This window comes from Mycobacterium kubicae (assembly GCF_015689175.1).
Classification (GTDB): domain Bacteria; phylum Actinomycetota; class Actinomycetes; order Mycobacteriales; family Mycobacteriaceae; genus Mycobacterium; species Mycobacterium kubicae.
Window position 1 is genome coordinate 2,855,599 of the sequence record NZ_CP065047.1, and the last position, 19,947, is coordinate 2,875,545.

Annotated in this window: 20 protein-coding genes; 17 read left to right on the forward strand and 3 right to left on the reverse strand. The window is 66.0% G+C overall.

Features of this window, described 5'->3' with window-relative positions; genetic code table 11:
* Positions 1-39 precede the first annotated feature (39 nt).
* Positions 40-768 carry an MgtC/SapB family protein gene (locus I2456_RS13295; RefSeq protein ID WP_085074309.1) on the forward strand — a complete coding sequence of 243 codons (729 nt, stop codon included), beginning with the start codon at positions 40-42 and terminating at the stop codon, positions 766-768.
* Here the strand turns inward: I2456_RS13295 and I2456_RS13300 are convergent.
* Together I2456_RS13300 and I2456_RS13305 are read right to left on the reverse strand one after the other, a co-directional pair.
* Positions 765-1,958 carry an NAD(P)/FAD-dependent oxidoreductase gene (locus I2456_RS13300; protein ID WP_085074308.1) on the reverse strand — a complete coding sequence of 398 codons (1,194 nt, stop codon included), beginning with the start codon at positions 1,956-1,958 and terminating at the stop codon, positions 765-767. The two genes, I2456_RS13295 and I2456_RS13300, sit on opposite strands and share 4 nt — an antisense overlap.
* The gene (locus I2456_RS13305) at positions 1,955-2,875 is read right to left on the reverse strand and encodes an alpha/beta hydrolase fold domain-containing protein (RefSeq protein ID WP_085074307.1); all 921 of its coding nucleotides are present in this window, start codon (positions 2,873-2,875) and stop codon (positions 1,955-1,957) included. The genes I2456_RS13300 and I2456_RS13305 overlap by 4 nt, the downstream gene beginning before the upstream one ends.
* Before the next feature lie 54 nt (positions 2,876-2,929).
* Between I2456_RS13305 and I2456_RS13310 the strand changes: the two genes are divergently transcribed.
* From I2456_RS13310 to I2456_RS13330, 5 genes are all read left to right on the forward strand, one after another.
* Complete coding sequence (locus I2456_RS13310) at positions 2,930-3,865, forward strand: sterol desaturase family protein (protein ID WP_186246622.1); 936 nt, start codon at positions 2,930-2,932, stop codon at positions 3,863-3,865.
* A 101-nt stretch (positions 3,866-3,966) separates the two neighbouring features.
* Positions 3,967-4,635 carry an Rv1815 family serine proteinase gene (locus I2456_RS13315; protein WP_068023857.1) on the forward strand — a complete coding sequence of 223 codons (669 nt, stop codon included), beginning with the start codon at positions 3,967-3,969 and terminating at the stop codon, positions 4,633-4,635.
* Positions 4,636-4,751: 116 nt separating this feature from the next.
* Entirely contained in the window at positions 4,752-5,438 is a 687-nt protein-coding gene (locus I2456_RS13320) for a TetR/AcrR family transcriptional regulator (RefSeq protein WP_068162766.1), read from the forward strand.
* 123 nt (positions 5,439-5,561) lie between these two features.
* Positions 5,562-6,062, forward strand: coding sequence for a VOC family protein (locus I2456_RS13325; protein ID WP_068162768.1), 501 nt, complete (start codon positions 5,562-5,564; stop codon positions 6,060-6,062).
* Positions 6,059-7,510, forward strand: a complete 1,452-nt coding sequence (locus tag I2456_RS13330) for an FAD-binding protein (protein ID WP_085074305.1) — start codon at positions 6,059-6,061, stop codon at positions 7,508-7,510. Before I2456_RS13325 ends, I2456_RS13330 begins: the two co-directional genes overlap by 4 nt.
* A 78-nt stretch (positions 7,511-7,588) precedes the next feature.
* On the opposite strand, the gene I2456_RS13335 is transcribed toward I2456_RS13330, so the two are convergent.
* Complete coding sequence (locus tag I2456_RS13335) at positions 7,589-9,508, reverse strand: vitamin B12 ABC transporter pemease/ATP-binding protein BacA (protein ID WP_085074304.1); 1,920 nt, start codon at positions 9,506-9,508, stop codon at positions 7,589-7,591.
* Positions 9,509-9,600: 92 nt separating this feature from the next.
* On the opposite strand from I2456_RS13335, the gene I2456_RS13340 reads away from it, so the two are divergent.
* From I2456_RS13340 to I2456_RS13390, 11 genes are all read left to right on the forward strand, one after another.
* On the forward strand, positions 9,601-11,244 hold the full coding sequence (locus I2456_RS13340) for an acetolactate synthase (RefSeq protein WP_085074303.1): 1,644 nt from the start codon (positions 9,601-9,603) through the stop codon (positions 11,242-11,244).
* A gap of 96 nt (positions 11,245-11,340) precedes the next feature.
* The gene (gene secA2, locus I2456_RS13345) at positions 11,341-13,665 is read left to right on the forward strand and encodes an accessory Sec system translocase SecA2 (protein ID WP_085074302.1); all 2,325 of its coding nucleotides are present in this window, start codon (positions 11,341-11,343) and stop codon (positions 13,663-13,665) included.
* 67 nt (positions 13,666-13,732) lie between these two features.
* Positions 13,733-14,338, forward strand: coding sequence for a CDP-alcohol phosphatidyltransferase family protein (locus tag I2456_RS13350; RefSeq protein WP_068023606.1), 606 nt, complete (start codon positions 13,733-13,735; stop codon positions 14,336-14,338).
* Positions 14,331-15,254: a DUF881 domain-containing protein gene (locus tag I2456_RS13355; RefSeq protein ID WP_085074301.1), complete on the forward strand. Its 924-nt coding sequence runs from the start codon at positions 14,331-14,333 to the stop codon at positions 15,252-15,254. The genes I2456_RS13350 and I2456_RS13355 overlap by 8 nt, the downstream gene beginning before the upstream one ends.
* A gap of 3 nt (positions 15,255-15,257) precedes the next feature.
* Positions 15,258-15,590: a small basic family protein gene (locus tag I2456_RS13360; protein WP_068023610.1), complete on the forward strand. Its 333-nt coding sequence runs from the start codon at positions 15,258-15,260 to the stop codon at positions 15,588-15,590.
* A gap of 16 nt (positions 15,591-15,606) precedes the next feature.
* Positions 15,607-16,482 (forward strand): DUF881 domain-containing protein, encoded by an 876-nt coding sequence (locus tag I2456_RS13365; RefSeq protein WP_085074300.1) that lies wholly within the window; start codon positions 15,607-15,609, stop codon positions 16,480-16,482.
* A gap of 38 nt (positions 16,483-16,520) precedes the next feature.
* On the forward strand, positions 16,521-16,925 hold the full coding sequence (gcvH, locus tag I2456_RS13370; RefSeq protein WP_068023616.1) for a glycine cleavage system protein GcvH: 405 nt from the start codon (positions 16,521-16,523) through the stop codon (positions 16,923-16,925).
* Positions 16,926-17,204: 279 nt separating this feature from the next.
* Entirely contained in the window at positions 17,205-17,669 is a 465-nt protein-coding gene (gene garA / locus I2456_RS13375) for a glycogen accumulation regulator GarA (protein WP_276052494.1), read from the forward strand.
* A complete protein-coding gene (ftsR, locus tag I2456_RS13380; protein WP_085074299.1) occupies positions 17,669-18,415 on the forward strand; it encodes a transcriptional regulator FtsR in 747 nt (248 codons plus the stop codon). Before garA ends, ftsR begins: the two co-directional genes overlap by 1 nt.
* Before the next feature lie 118 nt (positions 18,416-18,533).
* Entirely contained in the window at positions 18,534-19,028 is a 495-nt protein-coding gene (locus I2456_RS13385; RefSeq protein ID WP_068023625.1) for a bifunctional nuclease family protein, read from the forward strand.
* Between the two features lie 256 nt (positions 19,029-19,284).
* Positions 19,285-19,902 (forward strand): MerR family transcriptional regulator, encoded by a 618-nt coding sequence (locus I2456_RS13390; protein ID WP_068023627.1) that lies wholly within the window; start codon positions 19,285-19,287, stop codon positions 19,900-19,902.
* The last annotated feature ends 45 nt before the right edge of the window (positions 19,903-19,947 follow it).

The window sequence follows — 19,947 nt, forward strand, 5'->3', positions numbered from 1 at the left end:
CTGCGGTCGCCGTCAGGAGATTGCGAAGGAGGGACCGTCATGCACACGCTGACCGTCGCTGATTTCGCGTTGCGTCTCGCCGTAGGAGTGGGATGCGGTGCACTCATCGGGTTCGAGCGGCAGTGGCGAGCGCGGATGGCCGGGTTGCGCACCAACGCGCTGGTCGCCACCGGCGCAACGCTCTTCGTGCTCTATGCGACCGCCACCGAGGACAGCAGCCCCACCCGCGTCGCGTCCTACGTGGTGTCGGGGATCGGGTTCCTGGGCGGAGGGGTGATTCTGCGTGACGGCTTCAACGTGCGCGGGCTCAACACCGCCGCCACCCTGTGGTGCTCGGCCGCGGTGGGTGTGTTGTCGGCATCCGGGCATCTGGTATTCGCCTTGATCGGCACCGGCGCCATCGTCGTCATTCACCTACTCGGTCGGCCACTGGGCCGGCTGATCGACCACGACAACGCGGCTGAAGACGACGAAGGCCTAGAGCCCTACCACGTGCAGATCGTCTGTCGGCCCAAAGCCGAGAAATATGCGCGCGCGCAGATCGTGCAACACACCAGCAGTAACGACATCACGTTGCGGGGCATCCACACCGCACCCGCCGGTGAGGGCACCACCGCACTGACCGCACATTTGTTGATGGGAGGCAACGTGCCGGCCCGGTTGGAGCGGCTGGTCGCCGAATTGTCTTTGCAGCCCGGCATTTCCGCGGTGCACTGGTACGCCGGCGACCAGACCAACCCGATGTTGCCTGCGCCGCAATCGGATTAGGGCCGGGCCTGCAGATCGGGTGCCGCCGCAGCCAACAAGTCGCTGCGACTCCCTGTCAACGGCGGATAAATCCGCTGGGAGTTGATGGTCTGCTTGGTGGCCTTGGCCTCGGCGCCAGACTTGACCACTGTCCGCTCCCAGCCCTCGGTATACACCGCGCCCGCGGGACCCAGATCGAGAACCGTTACATACCACGGGATTCTCAGGGCAAGCATGGGCTCACCGAGCAGATCACTGATCACGTTGTAGCCCGCATAGCGGCCCATGGGGCGTCCATGCTGACATGACATGACCGAAACATGTTGGTCATCCATCCGGGCCGCGGCCACATCACCGGCCGCGAACATCCTTGGCACGCCCACTACGCGCAGATAGTCATCGACCGCTACCCGACCCCACCGGTCGCGCTTCACCGGTAGCTGCTCGGTCAGCGAGCTGGCGCGCATGCCGGCGCACCACACCACAGTCCTGGTGGCTATCTCTTCACCCGACGACAACAACACAGAGTCCGGGGTCACAGCGCTGACGCCGACCCCGGATCTGACCTCGATCCCATTGTCCGCCAATGCATTCTCGATCACCGGCCGGGCCGATGAACCCATGTCGGAGCCGACGAAGACGTTGCGATCGACCAGCACCACACGCGGCGTGGCACCGCCGTAAATGGTTCGCAACCTGGTGGGCAGTTCGCATGCCGCTTCGATGCCGGTCAAACCCGCACCGACCACCACTGCGGTCCGGGCCGCTGCCGTCGGCGCGCCATCGGGCAGTCGGGTTAGGTGCTGTTGCAATCTCATCGCGTTGTCATAGGTGTCGACATCGAAACCGAATTCGCGCAGTCCCGGTATGTCGGGTTTTAATACGCGGCTGCCTGAGGCAAGCACCAGCCGTTCGTAGCCGATGACTGCACCCGATGAGGTCGACACGGTACGTGCTTGCGGGTCGATCGCGGTCACCTCGGCGGTGATGTGCGCGATGCCCGCCGGTTCCAGCACGTCGGAAACGGGGATGCGACAGCCACTCAGGTCGGACTCGTAATTGCGAACGCGTATGTCGTGGAACGGCTTTGGACTGATCACCGCGATGTCGACCGTCTGCGGCGCAACCCCCAATTCGTCGAGTCGCCGTGCGGCACCGAGCGCAGCCCACAGCCCCGCGAAGCCGGAGCCGATCACCACCACTGAACTCAAGCGCTCAGCACCTCTCGCAGCTGCTTGAGGGTGGCTGCCGCTTTCTTTCCGGGCAGCAGCATCCACGTGTGCAGACCACCGTCGAGTTCGTGCCATCCCACCTCGAGTCCCTCAGCCGTCGCACGCTTGTGGAAGGCCCGAGCGTCGGGGTTCAGCACATCATGTGTGCCGGTGAAAATCGTCAGGCGCGGCAGCCCGGCAAGGGGCCCCACGCTGGGGCTGACCAGCGGGTTGTCGAGCGGATCCCCGCCGGCATAGCGAATACCGGCCGCCCGCAGATCCTCGACGTTGAGGAACGGGTCGATCTTGGCCACCGCCGGCACATCCGGGTCCGGTAGGGCTAAGTGCATCCACGGCGACAGGAGTAAGGCATCCGTCGGCTGGGGCAGCCCGGCGTCTCGCACGGCATGACACAACGCAAACGCCATCCCACCGCCCGCCGAATCACCCATGAAGGCAATAGCATTCGGGTCCTGAGACTGCAGCATCCGTCGATAAACCCTCAACAGGAACGGAAACACCTCGCGGTAGCTGTGTTCGGGGGCGATCGGATAAATCGGCACAGTCATGGTCCGGCGCACAGTGTGGGCGATCCTGGCGATAGCCGGCCAGTGAAAGTGGGGGAGCAGGTCCAATACGTAGGCTCCGCCGTGGAGATAGAGCAGGTGGCCGCTCGGCTTCTCGCCCCCGTCGAGCAGCGGAGTGACCTCGTAGACCGGGCGCCCCTCGAGGTCAGCTCGACGCACGTCGACCTTCCGCAGAACACGTCTGGACGGTTGTCCGGTGTAGGGAGGACGGGGGTGGGCGGCCCAGCGCTCGAGTTTTGCCGGCGGGAACAACCGGTTGCGCACGCCCGTGGACCGCAGCAGCCGCTGGCTGAAATTCGGTTTGAGCGTTTTGCTGTCCATCGCTGCCATCAGTGTGTACTAGGTGGTCACCGGGCGCGCGCTCGGAGCCGTATTCTGTTCGTTGTGCACGGCCTCGCAAATTTCTTGTCGGTACTTCCCCCGCAGATGCGGGACCCGGTGCTGTTTGCCATCCCGTTCTTCCTGTTGCTGCTCATCCTCGAATGGACGGCGGCGCGCAAGCTGGAAAGCATCGTGACCGACGAGGCGCGGCCAAGTTCTGGGGCGTACTTCACGCGCGACTCGGTGGCGAGCATCTCGATGGGTCTGGTGTCGATCGCCACCACGGCGGCCTGGAAGACCCTGGCGTTGCTTGGTTACGCCGCGATCTATGCCTATCTGGCGCCGTGGCACCTGCCGGTTTCCGGTTGGTACACCTGGGTGATCGCGATCGTGGGGGTGGACCTGCTCTACTACGCCTATCACCGCACCGCCCACCGGGTGCGGTTGATCTGGGCCACGCACCAGGCGCACCACTCCAGCCAATATTTCAACTTCGCGACAGCGCTGCGCCAGAAGTGGAATAACAGCGGTGAGATTTTGATGTGGATCCCGTTGCCGCTCTTGGGGGTTCCACCGTGGCTGGTGTTCTTCGCCTTCTCGGTCAACCTCATCTATCAGTTCTGGGTGCACACCGAGCGGATCGACAAGCTGCCTCGCTTCTTCGAGTTCGTCTTCAACACGCCGTCGCATCACCGGGTCCACCACGGGATGGACCAGGTGTATCTCGACAAGAATTACGGCGGCATCTTCATCCTCTGGGACCGGCTGTTCGGCACGTTCCAGGCCGAGCTTTTCCGGCCGCATTACGGTCTGACCAAGCAGGTGGATACGTTCAACATCTGGAAATTGCAGACCCACGAGTATCTGGCGATTGCGCGGGACTGGCGGTCGGCGACGCGGCTGCGCGACCGGCTGGGATACGTCTTTGGGCCGCCAGGCTGGGCGCCGCGCGGCCAAGTCGCGACAACGGGCCCGGTCGCGGTGGTCACTTCTCAGTAACACACGCGGTGAATGGTGCGAAACACCTATCGTCGGGTGTGAGGCACCCGCCACCACCCAGCCTGCCGGTGCACGCGGCCGGCTCTAATGGATCGGAGTTGATCGTGCGCCGCCTGGCTATCCGAGGATTCGCCGCATCCGTGACCGTTGCGGCGCTGACGGCCGGCCTAGCGCCGGTGACCGCCAATGCCGACCTCCCGCTGGTATTTCCGGGCATGGAAATCCATCAGGGCAACCACGTGTGCACCCTGGGATACGTCGACCAGACGCGCAGAGTGGCTTTCTCGGCCGGGCATTGCCGGGGTGGCGGAGACCTCGTGACCGATCGAGACAACACCGCCATCGGTCGGGTGACGACCTCTCGGGACAACACCCCCACCGGGACGACCGTCGCTACCGACCAGCTGATCGCCGACTATGAAGCGATCGCGTTGGCCGACAACGTCCGGATCAGCAACGTGCTGCCGGGTGGACGCCCGCTGCAATCCAGCCCCGGAGTCGTGGCGCAAGCGGGTCAGCCGATCTGCCATTTCGGTATCACCACCGGCGAGACCTGCGGGACCGTGGAGAGCGTCAACAACGGGTGGTTCACCATGTCCCACGGAGTACAAAGCCAACAAGGTGACTCGGGCGGGCCGGTGTATCTGGCCGGCAACGGGAAGGCCGGACAACTCGTCGGCATCTTCAACAGCATGTGGGGCGACTTTCCCGCGGCGGTGTCCTGGCAGAACGCCTCCGAGCAGGTTCGCGAAGACATGGGCGTGGCGTAGGCGTCCTCGGCCGAGGCGTCACCCGCTGAGCATCGGCGGTCAGTGCGACCAGCAACACACCACCGTCGCGACCGAATAGGCAAAGTGATGATCTTCGCCGTGTCAGACTTTGCGGCGTGGGCGCAGGCCAGGACTCGCGGGAGTCCATCGAGCAAAAGGTCATCGAGCTCGGTCGCCGTCAGCTGGCGCGCAACGGGGCGGCCGGGTTATCGCTGGGCGATGTCGTCGAAGAACTAGGCGTTGCGCCTGAAGATCTCTACCGCCATGTCGCCAGCCGCGACGAGCTGTTGACCCTGTTGCTCGTCGACGCCTACACCGAGCTGGCCGACACCGTGGACCAGGCCCGCACTGAGACTGGCGCCGACATGTGGCGCGACGAGGTGTTCGCCATCGCGCACGCGGTTCGCTGTTGGGCGGTGACGCATCCGTCACGGTGGGCCTTGTTGTACGGCAGCCCGGTACCCGGCTACCACGCACCGCCCGAGCGCACCACCGGGGTCGGAACCCGGGTGGTGCGGGCGTTCTTCGACGCGATCGGGGCCGGGATCACCATGGGCGACATCCTGCTGACCAATCATGTTGCGCCGCAACCCATGTCGTCTGACTTCGAACGGATCCGGCACGAGTTCGCGTTTCCCGGCGACGACCGCCTGTTGGCCAAGTGCTTCTTGCTGTGGGCAGGCGTGGTGGGCGCGATCAGCCTGGAGGTCTTCGGTCAGTACGGACCCAACACGTTGACCAATCCGGAGGCGGTTTTCGACATGCAAATGCGGATGCTGATCGAGGTCCTGACCCGACGCTGACCACCCGGGCCGGGGCGAATTAGAACCTGTTCACCCGGCCCGCACCTGCGGTAATCCCGCGACCATGGCAATGCCGTTCATGCCCTTTATCGCCCCCAGTGGGGTGGGTTATCCTGCGTGACGATGAACCTTCCCGTTCACTCGCCGACGCAGATTGCATGGGTCACCTCCGATCTGGACGCCACCGAAAACGCCCTTACCGGCCTGTTGGGCGTCCGCAAATGGGTGCGCATACCCGACGTGCACTTCGCTCCGGACTCCTGCACCTATCACGGCCGGCCCGCCGACTTCGTCGCGAGCATCTCGCTGAGCTACCTCGCCGATATGCAGCTGGAGTTGATCTCCCCGGTTCGCGGGGAGAACATCTACAGCGACTTTCTGCGCGACCACGGCTCAGGCTTGCATCACATCTGTACCGAAGCCGAAAGCATCGAGCAACTCGAAGCTGCGCTGGCCGAGGCCGCCGAGCGGGGCGCCGAAGTGGTCCAGCGAGGCGTGATGCCCGGCGGCATCCACTTCGCCTACGTCTCGGCGCCGCAAGCGGGGGTGCCGTATCTGGAATTCGCCTACCTCTCCCCGGAGATCAAGGCGTTCTACGACTACATCAAACAGGAGCAGCGGTGAGCACCGACATTCCAGCCACGGTCCCTGCGGACTCGGTGACGTCATTCTCGGACGAGGTGGACGTTCTGGTGATCGGTTTCGGGATCGCCGGTGGTTGCGCGGCGGTGAGTGCTGCCGCGGCCGGTGCACGAGTGCTGGTACTCGAGCGCGCGGCCGTGGCGGGTGGCACGACTTCGCTTGCCGGCGGGCACTTTTACCTCGGCGGTGGCACCGCGGTGCAACAGGCGACGGGTCACATCGATTCACCCGAGCAGATGTACAAATACCTGGTGGCGGTGTCCCGCCAACCCGACCACGCCAAGATCAAGGCTTACTGCGACGGAAGCGTCGAGCACTTCAACTGGTTGGAAGATTTGGGTTTTCAGTTCGAGCGCAGCTACTTCCCGGGCAAGGCGGTCATCCAGCCCAACACCGAGGGCCTGATGTACACCGGCAACGAAAAGGTCTGGCCGTTCCTGGAAATGGCCGTGCCGGCGCCCCGCGGTCACAAAGTACCCGTCCCCGGCGACACCGGTGGCGCGAGCATGGTGATCGACCTGCTCCTCAAGCGGGCCACCAATCTCGGGGTGCAGATCCGATATGAGACAGGTGCCACCGAGCTCATCGTGGACGGTGCGGGTGCGGTGACCGGAGTCATGTGGAAACACTTCGCCGAAACCGGTGCGATCAAGGCGAAGTCAGTGATCGTCGCCGCCGGAGGGTTTGTGATGAACCCGGACATGGTCGCCAAGTACACCCCGAAACTGGCCGAGAAACCGTTCGTCCTCGGCAACACCTACGACGACGGCCTGGGCATCCGGATGGGGGTGTCCGTCGGCGGCGCCACCCAGCACATGGATCAGATCTTCATCACCGCGCCGCCATACCCCCCGTCGATCCTGTTGACCGGCATCATCGTCAACAAGCTCGGGCAGCGGTTCGTGGCCGAAGATTCCTACCACTCCCGGACGTCGGGGTTCATCATGGATCAGCCCGACAGCGCGGCCTATCTGATCGTCGACGAGGCGCACTTGGAGCACCCCAAGATGCCGCTCGTCCCGTTGATCGACGGCTGGGAGACGGTCGCGGAAATGGAAGCCGCCCTTGGCATTCCGCAGGGCAACTTAGCCAAGACGTTGGACCGCTACAACACCTACGCCGCGCGCGGCGAAGATCCCGACTTCCACAAGCAGCCGGAATTCCTTGCCGCGCAGGACAAGGGACCGTGGGGTGCGTTCGACATGTCGCTGGGCAAAGCGATGTACGCCGGCTTCACCATCGGCGGGTTGGCCACGTCGGTCGACGGGCAAGTGCTGCGCGAAGACGGGTCGGTGGTCGAGGGGCTGTACGCTGCCGGAGCCTGCGCCGTCAACATCGCCCAGGACGGCAAGGGCTACGCCAGCGGTACTCAGCTGGGCGAGGGGTCGTTCTTCGGGCGCCGCGCCGGAGCGCACGCGGCTGCGCGGTAGTCGCCCAGATTGCCGCCATGGTCGTGCACCGCGGGTGAATCACGACCCTCACCGCAACGTCGACGAGACCTGACGCGGCTAGACCTGCGCGGGCTGCTTCTCCACCCGGCCCAGCCGCCATTCGCCGCCGCCCAGCAGTTTGAGTTCCTGCTCGTGGTGCTGTTCGACGGTGTTGCGGTGGCTCACGCTGACCACTACGCACTCCGGCAGCTCGGTACGCACCAGCTGATACAGCGCGAACTCCAAGCCCTCGTCGAGTGCCGACGTGGACTCGTCGAGGAACACCGCGCGCGGCTTGGTCAACAGGATGCGGGCGAACGCGATGCGCTGCTGCTCGCCCGGGGAGAGCACCTTGGCCCAGTCCTCCTCCTCGTCGAGGCGGCCGTAAAGCGGGGCGAGAGCCACCTTCGTGAGCACATCCTGCACTTGAGCATCGGAGATCGTCTCCGGTGAATTCGGATAGCAGATGACGCTGCGCAGCGTGCCCAACGGCACGTACGGCAACTGCGACAAGAACATCGTCCCGTGGTCACCGTCGGGGCAGGACAAGGCCCCGGACGCGTACGGCCACAACTCGGCGAGGCTGCGCAGCAGCGTCGTCTTGCCCGCACCCGAACGACCCGTGATGACAAGGGAGTCACCGGCATTCAGTTCCACATCGAGCGGGTCGATGAGCCGGTCTCCGTCCGGGGTGCGGACCTCGACGTTGTGCAGTTCCACCGAGCCGTCGGTGCTGGGCTTGACGAATACCGAGGGCAACGCGCGGCCTCGCTCGTTGGCGTCGACCAATCCGTGCAACCGGATGATGGCCGCCCGAAACGACGCGAACGCGTCGTAGCTGTTGCGGAAGAAGGACAGCGAATCGTGGATATTGCCAAAGGACGTCGCGGTCTGGCTGACGTCGCCGAAATCGATCTGCCCGGCGAACAGACGAGGCGCCTGGATCACCCACGGCAATGGGACGATCGCCTGGCTCACCACCAGGTTCCACCCGTTGAAGGCGATGCTCCGATTCACGAACCGCAGATAGTTGCTGATGATCGGGGCGAACCGTTGCGACAGTTGGCCGCGTTCCACCCGCTCGCCACGGTAGAAACCGACGGCCTCGGCGGCGTCACGCAACCGCACCAGCGCGTAACGGAAAGCGGCGTTGAGCTTTTCGTTGCGGAAGCTCAGCCAGATCAGCGGACGGCCGATGACGAACGCGATGATGGTGGCCACCAAGACGTAGACGATGACCGTCCAGAACATGGCGCGGGGAAACGACACACCGAACACGGTGAGCGTGCCGGACAGGTTCCACAGAATCGCGGCGAAGGAGATCACCGAGATGACCGCTTGCACCGCCCCGAAGAGCAGCGTGTTGGTGGTCCCGTTGGCCGGCTGGTTGGGCGAGCTGCCGGTCCCGGCGGTGAAGATGTCCACGTCTTGCTGGATGCGCTGGTCGGGGTTGTCGATGGTGTCGTCGATGAACAGGTCGCGGTAGTAGGCCCGCCCGTCGAGCCAGTCGGCGGTGACATGGCCGGTGAGCCAGGTCCGCCAGGCGACGATGAACCGCTGCGTCAGGTAGATGTCCGCCATGACCCGGGCGACGTGGATCACGGCCATGATGCAGAAGATCCCGATGGACACCCAGAAGCCGTGCACTCCGGAGTCCCGGACGGCGTTGTCCCCTGATGCGGTGCCCTGGAACGCTTTCTGCAGTGCGGTGTACATGTCGTTGCCCTGGTAGCTGAACAGCACGTTCAGCCGCACGCTCAGCACCACCGACAGCAACAGCACGCCGAGCATCAGCCACACCCGGACACTGTTGCGACCGACGAAGTAGTCGCCGGTGACCCGCCAGTACTGCCGGCCCCAGGTGGTCAGGTACCTGATCAGAAGCAGGACCACCAGCACACAGACGGCGCTGATCACCCAGGCTTTGCCGGTCCAGAACAAGGAGTCCAGCAACGCCCTAGACCAGTCGATCGACGGCTTAAACGGCTTCGGGCCCAAGGCAACGTCTCCTTAGCAGTCGAGGTGTTCAGGCGGCTCCTCAACAAAATCCTCCGGCGAACGTACCTGACGCAGCTGGTTAGGCTCCGACTATGACCACCGACGCCGCTCCCACCCGAACCATCCATGCCGGCCGGCTGATCGCGCGGCGGCTCAAAGCCAGTGGCATCGACACGGTCTTCACCCTGTCGGGTGGACACCTGTTCTCCATTTATGACGGGTGCCGCGAGGAAGGCATCCGGCTGGTCGACACCCGCCACGAGCAGACCGCGGCCTTCGCCGCCGAGGGCTGGTCCAAAGTCACCCGGGTGCCGGGTGTGGCGGCGCTGACCGCCGGGCCGGGCGTTACCAACGGCATGAGCGCGATGGGCGCCGCGCAGCAGAACCAGTCGCCGTTGGTGGTGCTGGGCGGTCGGGCTCCCGCGCTGCGCTGGGGGATGGGCTCTTTGCAGGAGATCGACCACGTGCCGTTCGTGGCGCCGCTGACCCGATTCGCCGCCACCGCACAGTCAGCCGAAGACGCCGGCCGGCTCATCGATGACGCGCTGCGCGCGGCGATCGGCGCCCCGTCGGGCGTGGCGTTCGTCGACTTCCCGATGGATCACGTGTTCTCCATGTCCGACGACGACGGCAGGCCCGGCGCGCTGCGCGAAGTCCCTGCGGTGGTCCGCGCCGACGGCGCCGCCCTGGACCGCGTTGCCGGTCTGCTCGCTGGCGCGCAGCGACCGGTGATCATGGCCGGCACCAACGTCTGGTGGGGTCATGCGGAGGCAGCCCTGCTTCGGCTCGCCGAAACCTTGCAGATTCCGGTGCTGATGAACGGCATGGCCCGGGGTGTGGTGCCCGCCGACCATCCGCTGGCATTCTCGCGTGCCCGGTCGAAAGCGTTGAGCGAAGCCGATGTTGCGCTCATCGTCGGCGTCCCGATGGATTTTCGGCTCGGCTTCGGCGGCGTGTTCGGGCCGCAGACCCAGCTGGTGGTGGCCGACCGCGCCGAACCCGATCGCGAACCGCCGCGGCCGGTCGTCGCCGGCCTCTACGGCGATCTCGGCGAGACGCTCGCCACGCTTGCCACCGCGAGCGGCAACGATCACCAGGACTGGATCGGCGAGCTGCGGGCCGCCGAGACGGCAGCGCGCGACAAAGAGAAGGCCGAACTCGCCGACGACCGCAGCCCGCTGCACCCGATGCGGGTGTACGCCGAACTCGCGCCGCTGCTCGATCGCGATGCCGTCGTGGTCATCGACGCCGGGGATTTCGGGTCGTATGCCGGTCGGGTGATCGACAGTTACCAGCCCGGGTGCTGGTTGGACAGCGGCCCCTTCGGGTGCCTCGGCTCAGGGCCGGGCTACGCGCTGGCGGCCAAACTGGCGCGCCCGGAGCGACAGGTCGTGCTGCTGCAAGGCGACGGCGCGTTCGGGTTCAGCGGCATGGAATGGGACACGCTGGCACGGCACAACGTGCCCGTCGTCTCGGTGGTCGGAAACAACGGCATCTGGGGACTGGAGAAGCATCCGATGGAGGCGCTCTACGGCTACTCCGTGGTCGCCGAGTTACGCCCCGGAACCCGTTACGACGAGGTGGTCCGCACGCTGGGCGGGCACGGCGAACTGGTGTCGACGCCCGCCGAATTGCGACCGGCGCTGGAACGCGCTTTCGCCAGCGGTGCGCCCGCCGTCGTCAACGTGCTCACCGACCCGAGCATCGCCTATCCCCGCCGATCGAACCTCGCTTGACCATCCGCGAGCGTGCGCAGTGGTACGGCTGCGCCCGGCGTGTCGCGCACAAACACGCACGCTCGCGCCGGTGGGAGGGTCGCGTACCGTTGGGGCGTGCCTAAGACCACCCGCGCTCAGCCCGGCCGCCTGAGCAGCCGATTCTGGAAGCTGCTGGGCGCCAGTACGGACAAGAACCGCAACCGATCCATGTCGGCGGTCACCGCGTCGGAGGAATTCGACAAGAAAGCCGCGGACCTCAGCGACGAGAAGCTGCGCAAGGCGACCGGCCTGCTGAACCTCGACGACCTCGCCGAGTCCTCGGACATACCCCAGTTCCTGGCGATCGCCCGTGAAGCGGCCGAGCGGGCCACCGGGCTGCGGCCGTTCGACGTCCAGTTGCTCGGCGCGCTGCGGATGCTTGCCGGCGACGTCATCGAGATGGCCACCGGGGAAGGCAAGACCCTCGCAGGCGCCATCGCCGCGGCCGGTTACGCACTCGGCGGCCGGCACGTGCACGTCGTCACCATCAACGACTACCTGGCCCGCCGGGACGCCGAATGGATGGGTCCGCTGCTGGAAGCGATGGGCCTGACCGTCGGCTGGATCACCGCCGAATCGAGCAGCGACGACCGCAGGGCCGCCTACGACTGCGACGTCACCTACGCCTCGGTCAACGAGATCGGGTTCGACGTGCTGCGCGATCAGCTGGTGACCGACGTCGAGGACCTGGTCTCGCCCAACCCCGACGTGGCCCTGATCGACGAAGCCGACTCCGTACTGGTGGACGAGGCGCTGGTGCCGCTGGTGCTGGCCGGCACCAGCCACCGGGAAACCCCGCGGGTGGAGATCATCAAGCTGGTCGGTGAGCTGGTGCCGGAGAAGGACTTCGACACCGACTCGGACAACCGCAACGTCCATCTCACCGAGGCCGGCGCCCGCAAGGTGGAGAAGGCCCTCGGCGGCATCGACCTCTATTCCGAAGAGCACGTCGGCACCACGCTGACCGAGGTCAACGTGGCCTTGCACGCGCACGTGCTGCTGCACCGCGACGTGCACTACATCGTGCGCGACGATGCGGTGCACCTGATCAACTCCTCACGCGGCCGTATCGCTCAATTGCAGCGCTGGCCCGACGGTTTGCAGGCCGCCGTGGAAGCCAAGGAAGGCATCGAAACCACCGAGACCGGTGAGGTGCTCGACACCATCACCGTGCAGGCGCTGATCAACCGGTACACCACCGTGTGCGGAATGACCGGCACCGCGCTGGCCGCCGGCGAACAGCTGCGCCAGTTCTACAAGCTCGGCGTGTCACCCATCCCGCCGAACACCCCCAACATCCGCGAGGACGAGGCCGATCGGGTGTACATCACCGCGGCGGCCAAGAACGACGCGATCGTCGACCACATCGCCGAGGTGCACGAGACCGGGCAACCGGTGCTGGTCGGCACCCACGACGTCGCCGAATCCGAGGAGCTGCACGAGCGGCTGCTGCGCCGCGGCGTCCCGGCGGTGGTGCTCAACGCCAAGAACGACGCCGAAGAAGCCCAAGTCATCGCCGAGGCCGGGGAATACGGCCGGGTCACCGTGTCCACCCAGATGGCCGGGCGCGGCACCGACATCCGGCTGGGCGGCTCCGACGAGGCCGACCATGACCGGGTCGCCGAACTCGGCGGCCTTCATGTCGTCGGCACCGGCCGCCACCACACCGAGCGGCTGGACAACCAATTGCGTGGCCGCGCCGGCCGCCAAGGCGACCCCGGTTCGTCGGTGTTCTTCTCCAGCTGGGAAGACGACGTGGTAGCGGCCAACCTCGACCACAACAAGCTGCCGATGGAGACCGACGAGGACGGGCGGATCATCAGCCCCAAGAGCGCGGGCCTGCTCGACCACGCCCAGCGGGTGGCCGAGGGCCGGTTGCTGGACGTGCACGCCAACACCTGGCGCTACAACCAGTTGATCGCCCAGCAGCGCGCCATCATCGTCGACCGGCGAAACACGTTGCTGCGCACCGCGACCGCGCGCGAAGAACTCGAAGACCTGGCGCCCAAGCGATACCAGGAGCTGGCCAAGGAGATTTCCGAGGAACGGCTGGAAAAGATCTGCCGACTGATCATGCTCTACCACCTCGACCGGGGCTGGGCCGATCACCTGGCCTACCTGGCCGACATCCGCGAGAGCATCCACCTGCGCGCGCTGGGCCGGCAGAACCCGCTCGACGAGTTCCACCGGATGGCGGTGGATGCGTTCGCCTCGCTGGCCGCCGACGCGATCGAGGCGGCGCAACAGACCTTCGAGACCGCCAACGTGCTCGAGGACGAGCCGGGACTTGATCTGTCCAAGCTGGCCCGGCCGACATCGACGTGGACGTACATGGTCAACGACAACCCGCTGTCCGACGACACGCTCTCCACGTTGAGTCTGCCCGGCGTCTTCCGCTGACCCCGACGGGCGGAAAATCGCCATAGCGTTACATCCGCGACAAGGGCTGCCGCTAAGGTCTCGGCTCATGGAGCAGGCGCTCACACAGAACCGGGTGCTCACGGTGCCCAATGTGCTCAGCGTCATTCGCCTGGCGCTGATCCCGGTGTTCGTCTACCTCATGCTGGTCACCCACGCCAACGGCTGGGCGGTCGCCATCCTGATGTTCAGCGGCGCCTCGGACTGGGCGGACGGCAAGATCGCCCGGCTGCTCAACCAGTCCTCACGACTGGGTGTCCTGCTGGACCCCGCGGTCGACCGGCTGTACATGATCACCGTCCCGCTGGTCTTCGGGCTGAGCGGGATCGCGCCCTGGTGGTTCGTCATCACGCTGCTGGCGCGCGACGGCGCCCTGGCTGCCACGCTGCCACTGCTGCGCAGCCGCGGGCTGACCGCACTTCCGGTGACCTACATCGGCAAGGGGGCGACGTTCGCCCTCATGTCGGGTTTCCCCCTGGTGCTGCTGGGCCAGTGGCACACGACGTGGAGCCGCGCCGTCGGCGCCTGCGGATGGGCGTTTCTGGTCTGGGGCTTGTACATGTACCTGTGGGCCTTCGTGCTCTATATCGTCCAGATGGTGCTGGTCATGCGGCGCATGCCCAGGGTGACGCGAAAAGCGGGTAAGGGTGGCTGATACCGACCGCGCGCTGGGCGGGTACGACCCCAACGCCGGCTACCACGCCCACGCCGCCGCGCGCCCGCAAACGATTCCGGTGCCCTCGCTGCTGCGTGCGCTGCTGTCGGAGCACCTGGACCCCGGATACGCCGCGGCGGCCGCCGCACGAGAGGGCGCCGAGACCCCGCGGCGCGGGCGCGAGCGCGCGTTCAACTGGATGTGGCAGGCGGTGGCGGCGACCCTGGTGGCGACGGTCTTCGCCGCAGCGGTGGCTCAGGCCCGCTCGGTGGCACCCGGCGTCCGGACCGCCCAGCAGTTGCTCGCCAGCAACGTGCGCTCGACCCAGGGCACCGCCACCCGCTTGGCCCAACGGCGCAACGCCCTGTCGGTCAAGGTCGACGAGGTGCAGCGCGCCGCCCTGGCCGACGACGCCCAGGGCCAGCGGCTGCTCAGCCGCCTGGACGCGCTGAGCTTGCCGGCGGCCAGCACCCGGGTCATCGGCCCGGGCCTGACGCTCACGGTGACCGATCCGGGAGCCAGCCCGAACCTGTCCGATGCGTCCAAGCAGCGGGTCAGCGGCAGTCAGCAGATCATCCTGGACCGCGACCTGCAACTCGTCGTCAATTCTTTGTGGGCCAGTGGGGCCGAAGCGATTTCGGTGGACGGCACCCGGGTGGGACCCAACGTGACCATCCGGCAGGCCGGGGGAGCGATCCTGGTCGACAACAATCCGACCAGCAGTCCCTACACCATCCTGGCGATCGGACCACCTCACGCAATGCAGGAGGTCTTCGACCAGAGCCCCGGAATGCGCCGTCTCAAGCTGCTGGAAATGTCCTACGGCGTGGTGCTGAGCGTGAACGCCGGTGACGGCCTGACCCTGCCCGCCGGCACGACGCGAGATGTCCGATTCGCCAAACAGATTGGGCCCTAGTGCATGATCGGTATCGCTGCGCTTGCCGTCGGAATCGTGTTGGGATTGCTGTTTCACCCCAATGTGCCCGAGGTCGTCCAGCCGTACTTGCCCATCGCCGTGGTCGCCGCCCTCGATGCCGTATTCGGCGGGTTGCGCGCCTACCTGGAGCGGATCTTCGACCCCAAGGTTTTCGTGGTGTCGTTCGTGTTCAACGTCTTCGTGGCCGCTCTGATCGTGTATCTCGGCGACCAACTGGGCGTGGGCACCCAGCTCTCCACAGCCATCATCGTCGTCCTGGGCATCCGGATCTTCGGCAACGCCGCCGCACTGCGCCGCCGGTTGTTCGGAGCGTGACCGGAGTGAGGCCACGGTGAGCGAAGACGATCCAGAAGCCGTCGGCGACGAAACCCAAGCCGCGCCAACGCAGCACGCCGAGCCGGTAACCAGTGGGCGCCAAGCCGCTCAGCGGGGCCGTCATGAGTTGCCGGCAGATCGTCCGCGCCCGGAGATCGGGCCGCTGCGGCGCACCGGCTTGTCTGCGCTGCGCAGGGGCGGCCGGTCCCGCTGGGTCTTCGGCGCGCTGGCCGTCGTGCTCTGCCTGCTGCTCGGCGTCGCGATCGTCACCCAGGCCCGTCAAACCGAGTCCGGCGATTCGCTGGAAACCGCCCGTCCCGCAGACCTGTTGGTGCTGCTGGACTCGCTGCGACAACGCGAAGCCGCACTGAACACCGAGGTGGCCGACCTGCAGAACACACTCAACGCGTTGCAGGCATCGGGCAACAACGACCAGGCGGCCATCGAGAGCGCGCAAGCCCGATTGGCCGCGCTGTCCATCCTGGTCGGCACCGTTGGCGCCACCGGCCCCGGCGTCACGGTCAAGATCGACGACCCCGGACCGGGGGTGGCGCCGGAAACCATGCTCGACGTGCTCAACGAACTGCGGGCCGCCGGCGCCGAAGCCATCGAGATCACCGACGGGCGGCAATCCGTGCGCGTCGGCGTGGACACCTGGATCGTCGGCGCCCCGGGCTCGCTGAGCGTCGACTCCAAGACTTTGTCGCCGCCGTATACCGTTGTGGCGATTGGCGATCCGCCCACGCTTGCGGCGGCGATGAACATCCCCGGTGGCGCCGAGGACAGTGTCAAACGCGTCGGCGGCCGGATAACCGTGCAGCAGGCCGACCGAGTGGACGTCACCACCTTGCGGCAACCAAAACCGCACCAATACGCTCAGCCCGTCAAGTGAACCAACCGCCGGCGCGACCAGACCAGAACAGGACCACCGTGAGCGATATCCCGCCCGATCTGCACTACACCGCCGAACACGAGTGGGTTCGTCGCAGCGGGGACGACACCGTCCGGGTGGGCATCACCGACTTCGCGCAGTCGGCCCTGGGTGACGTCGTGTTCGTGCAGTTGCCCGACGTGGGGGCCGCGGTCACTTCGGGCGAATCCTTCGGCGAGGTCGAGTCGACGAAGTCGGTGTCGGATCTCTACGCGCCGGTGTCGGGCACGGTGTCAGCGGTCAACGGCGACCTGGACGGCAGCCCGGACCTGCTGAACTCCGATCCCTACGGGGCGGGCTGGCTGGTGGAGATTCAGGTCGAAAGCGACGATGTCGCCGCCCTGGACGCGGCGATCGACGAGCTGCTGGACGCCGAGTCGTACCGCGAGACCCTGGCTGAGTGACGGTTGCTAAGGTCGCCGAATGCGTCGCGAGTCGACGATGCGGACCGCGCACAGGTCCTCAGGGGGCCGCACAGGGACTTAGAAAAGCCGGGGTATCGGGCTTACGATCCTGCAGTGGTAGGCGCATTCTCGACCCGTGCGAGGTACGGTCGGACTTAACTGTTCCGAAGTAGTAAGAAGCAGTAAAGGCAGTACAGGCGGTAAATCCGAGTGACAAGCCGGCCGAGCGGCCGGTTAGACAACGCCACAGCGGCCAGTGAGGAGCAGCGGGTGACGGACATGGATAACGACCAGACTTCTGACGAAGTCACCGTGGAAACGACCTCGGTCTTCCGCGCCGACTTCCTCAATGAGCTGGACGCACCCGCGCAAGCGGGCACCGAGAGCTCGGTATCGGGAGTCGAAGGGCTTCCGGCGGGCTCGGCGTTGCTGGTCGTCAAACGCGGACCCAATGCGGGGTCTCGGTTCCTGCTCGATCAAGCCATCACCTCGGCCGGCCGCCATCCCGACAGCGACATCTTCCTCGACGACGTCACCGTGAGCCGGCGGCACGCCGAATTCCGGTTGGAAGGCAACGAGTTCAACGTGGTCGACGTCGGCAGCCTCAACGGCACCTACGTCAACCGCGAGCCGGTGGACTCGGCCGTGCTGGCCAACGGTGACGAGGTCCAGATCGGCAAGTTCCGCCTGGTGTTCCTGACTGGCCCCAAGCAGGGTGACGATGACGGGGGATCCGCAGGCTAGTGAGCGCACCCGATAGCCCCGGACTGACCGGGATGTCGATCGGGGCGGTCCTGGACCTGCTGCGACGCGATTTTCCCGACGTCACGATCTCCAAGATTCGTTTCTTGGAGGCCGAGGGGCTGGTCACGCCGCAGCGCGCGGCATCGGGTTACCGGCGCTTCACCGCATACGACTGCGCACGACTGCGTTTCATCCTCACCGCCCAGCGCGACCACTACCTGCCGCTGAAGGTGATCCGGGCACAACTGGACGCCCAGCCCGACGGGGAGCTACCGCCCGTCGGAACCCCTTACGGGGTACCGCGATTGGTGTCGGTGTCGAATGACGGCGCGGCGCCCGAGGTGGCGTCGGACGCGGCGACGGTGTCGCCCACCAACATCCGGCTCAGCCGCGAAGACCTGCTGCAGCGAGCGGGCGTCGACGAAGACCTGCTGACCGCCCTGCTCAAGGCCGGGGTCATCACCACCGGACCGGGTGGATTCTTCGACGAACATGCCGTGGTGATCCTGCAGTGCGCGCGGGCACTGGCCGAATACGGGGTGGAACCACGCCATCTGCGTGCCTTCCGGTCGGCGGCCGACCGACAGTCCGACCTCATCGCCCAGATCGCCGGCCCAATGGTCAAGGCCGACAAGGCGGGCGCGCGGGACCGCGCCGACGACCTGGCACGCGAGGTCGCCGCGCTGGCGATTACTTTGCACACCTCATTGATCAAGTCGGCCGTTCGCGACCTTCTGCACCGCTGAGGACTAGACTTTCGTTGACAGCTTGGTGTTGGGCGGCAAGACCCTAGACATGGTGTTCACCGCGTCGTCACGCTGAGTGTTAAGTCGACAGGGCGGCATATGCGGAGGGCAGACACAAATGGGTGAAGTTCGTGTTGTCGGCATTCGCGTCGAGCAACCGCAAAACCAGCCGGTGCTGCTACTGCGCGAGGCCAACGGTGATCGGTATCTGCCCATCTGGATCGGTCAGTCCGAGGCAGCGGCCATCGCTCTCGAGCAGCAGGGCGTCGAGCCGCCGCGGCCGCTGACTCATGACCTCATCAAGGATGTCATTGCTGCCCTTGGGCATTCGCTCAAGGAGGTGCGCATCGTCGACCTGCAGGAAGGCACCTTTTACGCCGACCTGATCTTCGACCGCGACATCAAGGTGTCAGCCCGGCCGTCGGACTCCGTGGCGATCGCGTTGCGGGTCGGTGTCCCGATCTACGTCGAGGAGGCGGTGCTGGCCCAGGCCGGCCTGCTGATCCCCGACGAGGGTGACGAAGAGGCCAGCAGCGCGGTGCGCGAGGACGAGGTCGAAAAGTTCAAGGAGTTCTTGGACAGCGTGTCACCCGACGACTTCAAGGCCACCTAGCACCCGCCGGCCGGTGAGCGACGGCAAACATCACGGATGCGTCTCATATCACACACGTGCAATGTCGACACGCCTGGCGGATATCAACCACGAATCGCGGCTGCGGCCATACTTTGAAGACGAGTTGATGATCAACGGGGAGCATGGCAGCTGTCGAACGGCGTATGCTCTCTAGCACTCGGGCCTAAGAGATGTGGCTGTGAAGCAGCCTTGTGACGCAGCTATAACCGAGCGCGATCGGCGAGAGGAAAGCACCGTGAGCGAGCAGCCACGTCAAGAACAGCTCGAGCTTGCCGACCCGGCCGTCACCACGGATACCGTCGTCTCCAGCGAACCCGTGCAGCCCGGCCTGTTCCCCGACGACTCCGTTCCTGACGAACTGGTCGGCTACCGCGGACCCAGTGCCTGCCAGATCGCCGGAATCACCTACCGCCAGCTCGACTACTGGGCCCGCACCTCGTTGGTGGTCCCGTCCATCCGCAGCGCGGCCGGATCCGGAAGCCAGCGCCTCTACTCGTTCAAAGACATCCTGGTCCTCAAGATCGTCAAGCGGTTGCTGGACACCGGGATCTCCCTGCACAACATCCGCGTCGCCGTCGATCACCTGCGCCAGCGCGGCGTGCAGGACCTCGCCAACATCACCTTGTTCTCCGACGGCACCTCGGTGTACGAGTGCACGTCGGCCGAAGAGGTCGTCGACCTGCTCCAGGGCGGCCAAGGCGTGTTCGGCATCGCGGTGTCGGGCGCCATGCGTGAGCTGACCGGCGTCATCGCCGACTTCCCCGGGGAGCGCGCCGACGGCGGCGAGTCGATCGCCGCGCCCGAAGACGAGCTGGCCTCCCGCCGTAAGCACCGCGACCGCAAGATCGGCTGATCTCGCCGACGCCCTGTCGGCGCGAAGGTGCGCAGTTGTACGCCT

What these genes read in the sequence shown, in the direction of transcription:
- I2456_RS13295 (WP_085074309.1), top strand. Translation starts at nt 40, where the DNA reads ATGCACACGCTGACCGTCGCTGATTTCGCGTTGCGTCTCGCCGTAGGA.
- I2456_RS13305 (WP_085074307.1), bottom strand. Translation starts at nt 2,875, where the DNA reads ATGGCAGCGATGGACAGCAAAACGCTCAAACCGAATTTCAGCCAGCGG.
- I2456_RS13325 (WP_068162768.1), top strand. Translation starts at nt 5,562, where the DNA reads ATGAACCTTCCCGTTCACTCGCCGACGCAGATTGCATGGGTCACCTCC.
- I2456_RS13340 (WP_085074303.1), top strand. Translation starts at nt 9,601, where the DNA reads ATGACCACCGACGCCGCTCCCACCCGAACCATCCATGCCGGCCGGCTG.
- I2456_RS13350 (WP_068023606.1), top strand. Translation starts at nt 13,733, where the DNA reads ATGGAGCAGGCGCTCACACAGAACCGGGTGCTCACGGTGCCCAATGTG.
- I2456_RS13360 (WP_068023610.1), top strand. Translation starts at nt 15,258, where the DNA reads ATGATCGGTATCGCTGCGCTTGCCGTCGGAATCGTGTTGGGATTGCTG.
- garA (WP_276052494.1), top strand. Translation starts at nt 17,205, where the DNA reads ATGGATAACGACCAGACTTCTGACGAAGTCACCGTGGAAACGACCTCG.
- I2456_RS13385 (WP_068023625.1), top strand. Translation starts at nt 18,534, where the DNA reads ATGGGTGAAGTTCGTGTTGTCGGCATTCGCGTCGAGCAACCGCAAAAC.